At 72.1% G+C, this 9,003-nt stretch carries 8 protein-coding genes and 1 pseudogene; 3 read left to right on the forward strand and 6 right to left on the reverse strand.

Annotated elements, in window-relative coordinates:
• Positions 1 to 181: 181 nt before the first annotated feature.
• Genes Q0L15_RS06870 through trpS form a run of 3 tightly spaced genes read right to left on the reverse strand, consistent with a single transcriptional unit; the run spans position 182 to position 2,847 of the window.
• Positions 182 to 1,228: a YihY/virulence factor BrkB family protein gene (locus Q0L15_RS06870; RefSeq protein WP_296603179.1), complete on the reverse strand. Its 1,047-nt coding sequence runs from the start codon at positions 1,226 to 1,228 to the stop codon at positions 182 to 184.
• Positions 1,229 to 1,241: 13 nt separating this feature from the next.
• Positions 1,242 to 1,766, reverse strand: a complete 525-nt coding sequence (locus Q0L15_RS06875; RefSeq protein WP_296603180.1) for a 2'-5' RNA ligase family protein — start codon at positions 1,764 to 1,766, stop codon at positions 1,242 to 1,244.
• A 10-nt stretch (positions 1,767 to 1,776) separates the two neighbouring features.
• Complete coding sequence (gene trpS / locus Q0L15_RS06880) at positions 1,777 to 2,847, reverse strand: tryptophan--tRNA ligase (RefSeq protein ID WP_296603182.1); 1,071 nt, start codon at positions 2,845 to 2,847, stop codon at positions 1,777 to 1,779.
• Between the two features lie 88 nt (positions 2,848 to 2,935).
• Here trpS and Q0L15_RS06885 point away from each other — a divergent pair.
• Positions 2,936 to 3,913 (forward strand): annotated as a pseudogene (locus tag Q0L15_RS06885) (GNAT family N-acetyltransferase); the annotation flags it as partial.
• Between the two features lie 74 nt (positions 3,914 to 3,987).
• Here Q0L15_RS06885 and Q0L15_RS06890 read toward each other — a convergent pair.
• The 3 genes from Q0L15_RS06890 to Q0L15_RS06900 form a co-directional block, all read right to left on the reverse strand.
• A complete protein-coding gene (locus Q0L15_RS06890) occupies positions 3,988 to 5,220 on the reverse strand; it encodes an MFS transporter (RefSeq protein ID WP_296603184.1) in 1,233 nt (410 codons plus the stop codon).
• Between the two features lie 63 nt (positions 5,221 to 5,283).
• On the reverse strand, positions 5,284 to 6,120 hold the full coding sequence (locus Q0L15_RS06895; protein WP_296603185.1) for an SDR family oxidoreductase: 837 nt from the start codon (positions 6,118 to 6,120) through the stop codon (positions 5,284 to 5,286).
• Positions 6,121 to 6,143: 23 nt separating this feature from the next.
• Positions 6,144 to 7,520 (reverse strand): cytochrome P450, encoded by a 1,377-nt coding sequence (locus Q0L15_RS06900; protein WP_296603186.1) that lies wholly within the window; start codon positions 7,518 to 7,520, stop codon positions 6,144 to 6,146.
• A gap of 107 nt (positions 7,521 to 7,627) precedes the next feature.
• Here Q0L15_RS06900 and Q0L15_RS06905 point away from each other — a divergent pair, with 107 nt between their 5' ends.
• Complete coding sequence (locus Q0L15_RS06905; RefSeq protein WP_296603187.1) at positions 7,628 to 8,239, forward strand: TetR/AcrR family transcriptional regulator; 612 nt, start codon at positions 7,628 to 7,630, stop codon at positions 8,237 to 8,239.
• Positions 8,239 to 8,724 carry a GNAT family N-acetyltransferase gene (locus Q0L15_RS06910; RefSeq protein ID WP_296603188.1) on the forward strand — a complete coding sequence of 162 codons (486 nt, stop codon included), beginning with the start codon at positions 8,239 to 8,241 and terminating at the stop codon, positions 8,722 to 8,724. Before Q0L15_RS06905 ends, Q0L15_RS06910 begins: the two co-directional genes overlap by 1 nt.
• The last annotated feature ends 279 nt before the right edge of the window (positions 8,725 to 9,003 follow it).

The following is a 9,003-nucleotide window of genomic DNA, read 5'->3' on the forward strand; positions in this document are numbered from 1 at the left end:
CCCGGCGCCGGCGTTCCTTCGCCTGGGCCGCCCTGAGGCGCAGTGCCTTGTCGCGTGCAGTTCGACGCCGACGACTCATGTCCGACCTCCGCTACCGGGACGTGCCTGGGATGCTACGCAGTGAGACGCGCGGGCGGGCCGTTCGGTTGCCGGTGGATCCCCCGTATCAGGGACGCCGGTATCAGGGACGCCTCACGAGCCTCCGCCACAGGGCCAGGACCCCGAGCGTGCTCACCGCGCCGGCGACGTACGACGGCAGCCAGGCCGGCCCGGCGTCGGCGGTCGGACGGGCGGCGACCGGCGGTGAGGGCGGACCCTGCACGAGCGCGGCGGCCTCGACCTCCCGGGCGGCCCGGGCCTCGGGTGCGGTGTGGGCGAAGGCGGCCGCGTAGAGGACCACCCGCGAGAAGTAGTTGATCCAGACCAGGAGGATCAGCGCGATGCCGAAGGCCTGGAAGGCCGGCTGGTCCTTGGTGGAGGCCAGGAGGTACTTCGAGACCTGCTTGAGCGCCTCGAACCCGAGCGCCCCGAAGAGCGCTCCCTGCCACAGCGAGCGCGACGGGGTGGGCGGCTCGGCCGACATTCGGAACACCAGGTAGAACAGCAGCGCGTTGGCGGCCAGACCGAGCACGACCGTCACCAGGGTGGCGATCCAGCCGAGGTCGGCGCCCATGCCGAACCAGCCCACGACCTCGCCGGAGAACCCGCTGACGAAGCCGGTGACGGCGACCGCGACGAGCAGGACCGCGCCGAGCGTGACCAGCGTCAGCAGGTCGCGCAGCTTGCCGCGGACGAACCCCGGCTGCGCGCGCGCCGGCACCTCGAAGACGATGACGAGCGCGTCACGGAGCGCCGAGACCCACCCGAGTCCGGAGTAGAGGACACCGGCCAGACCGATGAGGCCCGCCCACCCCGAGAACGTGCGGATGTCGTCGAGGGAGAGCTGGTCGGCGTCGTTGCCGATGATCCCCGGGAGGATCGAGTTGATCGCCGCGCGCAGGTTCTCGTCGGCGCCGTCGTAGACCTGCGAGAGCAGCCCGACGACGAAGAACGCGAGCGCGATGATCGGGAAGAACGAGAGGAACGCGAAGTAGGTCATCGCCCCGGCCTGCTGACCGGCCTTCACCGCACCGTAGTGCTCCTGCATCCGCACCAGGTGGTCGACCAGCGGACGCTTGCGGCGCACCCGGGCCAGCCGTCCGCCGACCCCTCCTCCGCCCGCCGCCATGAGCTCGGCGCCCTCAGCGGGCCTGGGCCGCCTGGAGCGGGAAGTCGCGCGTGGGACGCCACCCGTCGCGATCGTCGTGGACGTAGAGGTGGAAGCGCTGGGCCTCGAAGGCGCACTCGAAGCCCGCGAGCTCCTCGAAGGCCCGGTCGAGCAGGTCGTCGGCGAGGTGGTGGGCGATGGTGACGTGCGGGTGGTAGGGGTACTGCAGCTCGACGTCCAGCGGACCCCGGCGCAGCGACTTCGCGAGCTGCTCGCAGCGCGAGATGCCCTCGACCAGCGTCACGAACACGACCGGCGAGACGGGGCGGAACGTGCCGGTCCCGCGCAGGTGCACGCGGAACGATCCGGTCTCGGCGGCCACCTCCTCGAGGTGCTTCTCGACCTCGGCGACGTGCAGGTCGTCGATGTCGGTCGGTGGGATCAGCGTGATGTGCGTCGGGATCATCGCGGCGGTGTGGTCGCCGACGCCCCGCCGATAGTCCTGGAGCTCGGAGGCCCAGGGCTCGGGGATCGCGACCGCTACGCCAATCGTCGGCACGTGGGAGACCCTACTGGCCCGCCGGGACGAACCCGACCCGCTCGTAGACGTCGCTCAGGGTCCCGCGTGCGACCGCGCCGGCCTGCTCCGCGCCGCGTCGGAGCACGTCGGTCAGGTAGGACTGGTCCTCGATCAGCTCGAGCGTCCGCTCCCGGAACGGCGTGACGAACTCGACCACGACCTCGGCCAGGTCCTTCTTGAGGTCGCCGTAGCCGCGGCCGACGTAGTCCTGCTCGATCTCGGGGATGGCCCGCCCGGTGAGCGCCGAGTAGATCGTCAGCAGGTTGCTCACGCCGGGCTTCTCCTCGGCGTCGAACCGCACCTCGGAGCCGGAGTCGGTCACCGCGGACCGGATCTTCTTGGCCGACGACTTCGGGTCGTCGAGCATCTCGACGATGCCCGACGGCGAGGACGCGGACTTCGACATCTTCGCCGTCGGGTCCTGCAGGTCGGTGATCTTGGCGGTCGCCTTGAGGATGTACGGCTCGGGCAGCCGGAACGTCTTCTTGTAACGGCTGTTGAACCGCTGGGCCAGGTCGCGGGTGAGCTCGAGGTGCTGGCGCTGGTCCTCGCCCACCGGGACGTAGTGCGGCCGGTAGAGCAGGATGTCGGCCGCCTGCAGGATCGGGTAGGTGAACAGCCCGACACTGGCCGCACCCTCGCCGCCCTTGGCGGACTTGTCCTTGAACTGCGTCATCCGGCGGGCCTCGCCGAAGCCCGTGAGGCACTGGAGCACCCAGCCGAGCTGGGCGTGCTCGGGCACCTGCGACTGCACGAAGATCGCGGAGCGATCGGGGTCGATGCCCATCGCGATCAGCTGAGCGGCGGCGCGCAGCGTGCGCTCGCGCAGGACCTTGGGGTTCTGCTCGACGGTGATCGCGTGGAGGTCGGCGATGAAGAAGAAGGGCTGGTAGTCCTGCTGCAGGTCCACCCACTGCTGCAGGGCGCCGAGGTAGTTGCCGAAGTGGAACGAGTCGGCCGTCGGCTGGATGCCGGAGAGCACGCGCGGCCGGGAGGTGCTCGACCCCTGCCCCGACTCCTGAGGGGACGCCGAGACCTCGGGTGCGGTCGTGGTGGACATGTGGTTCATTCTCTCCCATGGGGGTCGACGCCCCGGCATCCGGGTTATCCGTTTGCCGCCCCTCCGCGGCCCCTGAGAGGGTCCTGCCATGCCTGCGCCCACGCTGACCGACGGCACCGTCACGCTCCGGGCGCACCGCCCCGACGACGCGCAGGGATCCTTCGAGCAGTGCCAGGACCCGTCCTCTCAGCGGTGGACGACGGTGCCGGTGCCGTACTCGATGGACGACGCCCGGTCCTTCGTCGAGGAGTTCTGCCCCTCACGGTGGGTGGACGATGTGGAGTGGATCTTCGCGGTCGAGCACGAGGGCCGGTACGCCGGCACGGTCTCGCTGCGCAACGAGGGCGACGGCCGCGCGGAGATCGCCTACGGCTCGCACCCGGCGGTGCGCGGCACCGGCGTGGTCGAGCGGGCGCTGCGGCTGCTGCTCGACTGGGGCTTCGAGGAGCGCGGCCTGCAGTCGGTCATCTGGTGGGCCAACGTCGGCAACTGGGCCTCGCGCAAGGTGGCCTGGCGCCTGGGCTTCTCCTACGACGGCGTCGTCCGGCGCTGGCTGCCCCAGCGCGGCGAGCTCCTCGACGGCTGGGTCGGCACGCTCCTGCGCGACGACCCGCGCGAGCCGCGCACCACCTGGCGCGACAACCCGGTCCTCGACGGGGACGGCGTACGGGTGCGGCCGTTCACCGAGGCCGACGTGCCCCGGATCGTCACGGGCATCGGCGACCCGGACACGCAGTACTGGCTCGCCTTCCTGCCACGCGACCCCGACGAGGCCGAGGCCCGCACCTTCCTCGAGCGGGTCACCGAGCGCCTTGCGACCAACCACACGATCACCTGGGCCGTCTGCACGCCCGAGGACGACACCCTGCTCGGCGTCGTCGGCCTCTACCGCCTCGGCGAGGAGCCCGAGGTCGGCTACTGGACCCACCCTGACGCCCGCGGCCGCGGCATCACCACCCGCGCCGCCGGCCTCGTCATCGGCCACGCGTTCGAGACGCTCGGGCTCGGGCGCCTCGCCGGCTACGCCGCGGCGCCCAACGTCGCCTCGCTGCGGGTGCTCGAAGCGCACGGCATGCAGCGCACCGGCGTACGCCGACGCGCGGCCCGCACCGGCGACGGCACGCCGGTCGACCTGGTCGGCTACGACCTGCTGGCCGAGGAGTGGTCGGCGAAGCGGGCCGAGCGGTCGACCGAGGCCGACCAGAGCAGCACGGCCACGCCGACGACCGAGAGCGCGCCGCCGACCAGCGCCGGCGCGCGGTAGCCGTAGCCGGCGGCGATCACCACGCCGCCGAGCCAGGCGCCCAGGGCGTTGGCCATGTTGAGCGAGGCGTGGTTCATGGCCGCGCCGAGGGTCTGGGCCTCCCCCGAGACCGTCATCAGGCGCAGCTGCAGGTTGATCACCAGCACCGAGCCGATCGCGGTCACCAGGAACACCGCGGGCAGCAGCAGCCAGCCGTGCGGCGCCGCGGCCCACACGACGAGCATCACCAGGCCGGACCCGACGCCCGACCAGATCAGGGTGCGGAACACCGACCACTCCGCGAGCCGGCCGGCCAGCCAGGTGCCGGCGACCATGCCGACACCGAAGGCGGCGGTGAACACCGGCACCGCGGACTCCGCGAGGCCGCCCACCTCGGTGACCGTCGGGGCGATGTAGGAGTAGACGGCGAACAGCCCGCCGAACCCGACCGCCCCGGCGAGCAGGGTGAGCAGCGCCTGGCCGTTGCGGAAGAACAGCATCTCCCGGCGGCCGGTGGCGTGGGGGTTGCCCGGGCAGGACGGCACGAAGACCAGGATCATCACGATCGCGAGCGCGGCGATCACCGCGGTGGCGACGTACGCCGCGCGCCAGCCGGCCTGCTGGCCGAGCCACGTGGCCGCCGGCACGCCGACGACGTTGGCGACCGAGAGGCCGAGCATCACCGACGCGACCGCACGTCCGCGTCGGGCCGGTGGCGCGAGGCTCGCGGCCACGAGCGACGCGACGCCGAAGTAGGCGCCGTGCGGCATCCCGTCGAGGAACCGGGCGACGAACAGCACGCCGTAGCTCCCCGCGACGGCGCTGAGCAGGTTGAACGCGGCGTAGGCCGCCATCAGCCCGACCAGCAGCCCTCGCCGTGGCAGCCGGGCCCCGAAGACCGCGATGAGCGGCGCCCCCACGACCACGCCGAGCGCGTACGCCGAGATGAAGTGGCCGGCGCTCGGGATCGAGACGTCCACGCCGTCGGCGATCTGCGGCAGCAGCCCCATCGTCACGAACTCGGTCGTGCCGATGGTGAACCCGCCCAGGGCGAGCGCCAGGACCGCCAGCGCGAAGTGCGAGGCCCGATCGCTGGGCTGCAGCCCCGCCGGTGGCGCGGTCGTCGTCATCAGGGGGCGGGCCTTCCGGTCGTCGTGACTCTGCTGAGTCTGCAACCGGACGACCCGTGACGCCTATTCCGCGCCGCGTCGGGCGCGTGCCTCGTAGGCCGCTCGCGCGGCCGGGTCGGCCTGGGCCAGCACGTCGTCGGCGCCCATCGCCTTGGCCATCACCTCCTGGACCCGCCGCGGCAGCGCCTGGATGGCCTTGGTCGGGCCCTGCACCCAGCGCGGCACCCACATCTCCGCGCGGGGCCGGCGTACGACGCTCTCGATGACCTCGGCGACGTCCTCGGCCGTCACCGGCGGCACGCCCTTGGCCGCGGGCACGCCGGCCGACAGCTCGGTCTGCACGACGGTCGGCAGCACCACCGAGACGTCGACGCCGAACGGCGCGAGCTCGGCGCGCGTGGCCTCGCTGAAGCCGACGACCGCGAACTTGGAGGCGGAGTAGGACGCCCCGTCGGCCACGGCCACCCGGCCGACGGCCGAGGCGACGTTGACGATGTGGCCGCGCCCGCGCTCGACCATCCCGGGCGCGACGGCCTTGGTGCCGTTGATCGGCCCGTGCACGTTGACGTCGAAGATCGCCCGGGTCACCTCGTCGGGCTCCTTGAGCACCGACCCGAGCGGCATGATGCCGGCGTTGTTGACCAGCACGTCCCACGGGCCGAGGTGCCCGACCGCGGCGAGGAACTCCCGCCACGACGCCGGGTCGGTGACGTCGAGGCGGGCGGTGGCGACGCGGTCGCCGAACGGCGCGGCCACCTCGGCCAGCAGGTCGGCGTCGAGGTCGCCGACGGCGACCGAGGCGCCCAGGCGGGCGAACCGCTCCACGGTGGCGCGGCCGATGCCCCGGGCACCGCCGGTGACGATGATGGACATTCCGGCGATCTGGCGGGTCGTGGTCATCTGTGGGTCACCTCTGGGTCGGTTCAACGGACGGGTCGGGGGTCGATGCGGACGAGGTCGATCGGCTGCCCGTCCGTGGGGAAGGGCAGCGAGTGGTGGTCGTACGGCGCCTCGTAGCCGGGGTCGACGCTCCAGCGGTAGTGGCGCAGCAGGCGATGGAGGATCGCCTTGACCTCCATGCCGGCGAAGTAGAGCCCGATGCACTTGTGCACCCCGCCCCCGAACGGCTCCCAGGCGTAGCGGTGCGAGCGGTCCTCGCGACGGGCGGGTGAGAACCGCTCGGGGTCGAACCTCAGGGGATCGGTCCAGTACTCCTCCATGAGGTGGGAGAACTGCACGCCGATGGCCACGTAGGTCTCCGCCGGGATCCGCACCCCCTGCACGATGGTGTCCTTGACGGCGCGCCGCACGAGGACCGGCACCGGCGCGTGCAGGCGCAGCGCCTCCTTCATCACCCAGTCGAGCGACTCGAGGCCCTCGAGCTCGGCGAGCGTGGGCTCGGGCCCGAGCTCGAGGGTCTCGGCCCGGCACCACTCCTGCCACTGCGGGTGCTGGCCGAGCAGCTGCAGGATCGTCGAGGTGGTGATGGTGGAGGTGTCGTGGGCGGCCATCATCAAGAAGATCATGTGGTTGACGACGTCCTCGTCGCTGAACCGCTCGCCGTCCTCGGTCTCGATGTGGCAGAGCACCGAGAAGATGTCGTCGGTGCGGGTGGCCCGCTTGGCGGGCAGGTAGTCGAGCAGGAACCTCTCGAGCACCGCGCGTCCGCGGTAGGCGCGGCCCCACCGGGTGAACGGCACGTTGGCGCGCACGACGCCGGCGGCGGCCTGGACGCAGTCGATGAACGCCCGGTTGACCCGCTCCATCTCGTCGCGTCCGGTCTGCGGGGCGCCGCCCATGAAGATGTCCGCGGCGATGTCGAGCGTGAGCTGCTTGAGCGCCGGGTAGGCCCGGAACTCCCGCTCGCTCCCCCAGCTCGCGGTGCCCGCGGCGATGGCGGGATGGATGCGCTCGGCGTACGCCGTCAGCCGGTCGCGCGTGAACGCCTCCTGCATGATCCGCCGGTGCGCGTGATGCTCCTCGAAGTCGAGCAGCATCAGGCCCCCGTTGAAGAACGGCCCGACGATCCGGCCCCACGCCGGCTCGTTGGCGAACGCCTTGTCCTTGTTGCGCAGCGCCTCCTCGCAGGCGTCGGGCCCCAGGAGCATCACCATCTCGTCGAGGATCGCGGGGAACGGCGAGACGGCGCCGTAGGTCTCCCACTGGTGCCGGAAGACGGCGAGCGGATCGCGGGTGTAGTCGAAGAACCGCCCGACGACCGGCCACCCGTTGTCGCCGGCCCGCAGGGCCGGCACCTCGCTGACGTCCGCGCGTGCCCCGGTCGCGGCCCGATCCGCCATGGTGACCTCCTCGTGTCCTGGCCTCACCCTGATTCAGGAAGGGCGTCCTGTCAATGTTCTGGGCGGGGCACTTCGGACCGCTCTCCGACCGTGAGAGGCTGGCGGGCATGGCGGTGCAGGCAGGGGTCTATCGGGGCGTCCCCGCGGCGGAGCGGGTCGCCGAGCGGCGCGCCCGCCTGCTGGAGGCGACGCTCGCGGTCTGGGCCGACCCGACCGTGTCCACCACCATGACCCGGATCTGCGCGGAGGCCGGGCTCAGCGAGCGCTACTTCTACGAGAGCTTCCGCAACCTCGACGAGGCGCTGACCGCCGTGCTCGACGCCATCGCCGCCGAGATCGACGAGCGAGCCACCGCTGCCGCCGACGCCGCCGGCGACGACCCCGCCGGACGCGTCCTGGCCTCGGTGCGCGCGTTCGTGGAGCTGCTGGTCGAGGACCCGCGCAAGGGCCAGGTGGCGATCATCGAGGCCGGCGCGATGCCCGCCCTGCGCCACCGGCGCACCGAGCTCCTCCACCACTTCGCCCAGCGCGCCACCGAGGAGACGCGGATCCTCTGGGGCGAGCGACGGGGCAGCGACCACGAGGACGAGATCGGCGGGATCCTCTTCATCGGCGGCATGGCCGAGCTGATCACCCGCTGGCTCAGCGGCACCCTCGACGCCACCCCGGACGAGATCGTCGACGCCGCCTCGCGGAGCTTCCTCGGTTTCTACCGCTGATGCCCGAGCTCATCGAGCCGGACGCCGGTCGACACGCCGCCTGGTTGGAGTCCCACCGCGAGTGGGGGCCCGGACTCCACGAGGACGGCTTCGGCATCGGCCCCGACGACGAGGTCGACAGTGCCCCCGGCTTCGCCGCCTGGGTGGACAGGCTGCGTTCCCGCCCGGCTCGGCTGTGGTGGATCGTCGAGCAGGAGGTCGTGCTCGGCGGCATCGCGTTGCGACCGTTCACCAACGACGACGTGCTCCGCACCGGGCACATCGGCTACGGCATCCGCCCGTCAGCGCGCGGCCGCGGCCTCGCCACGTGGGCGCTGGCCCAGGCACTGCCGCGCGCCAGGAAGGCAGGACTGGAACGCGCACTCCTCGTGTGCATGGACGACAACGCGGCCTCCATCAGGACCATCGAGCGATCCGGCGGCGTCCTGGACAGGACTGTCGACGACGGGCACGGCCTCGTGCGCCACTACTGGATCAGCCTCTGAGCGCGCTGACGTCATCGAGATCGTGGCCCGCCTGCCGTGCGGAGCTGCGCCCGGAGTCCTGACCTGCCGAGATTCGGTCTGTGAACGGCAGGACCTTCCGCCGCAATGGAGTACCCGGACCAGGATGGTCAAGCGGCGTCGGGGTAGTCGGGGTCGAGCTCGATGGTGAGGGGCGAGTGCCAGAGCTCGATGACCATCGGCCGCAGCAGATCCTCGGGGTGCTGGGCGGTCCGGGGCGTGCTGGGGATCCGGCGGGTGCCGGTGTGGTCGACGAGGTAG

This window comes from Nocardioides sp. (assembly GCF_024509035.1).
Lineage (GTDB): Bacteria > Actinomycetota > Actinomycetes > Propionibacteriales > Nocardioidaceae > Nocardioides.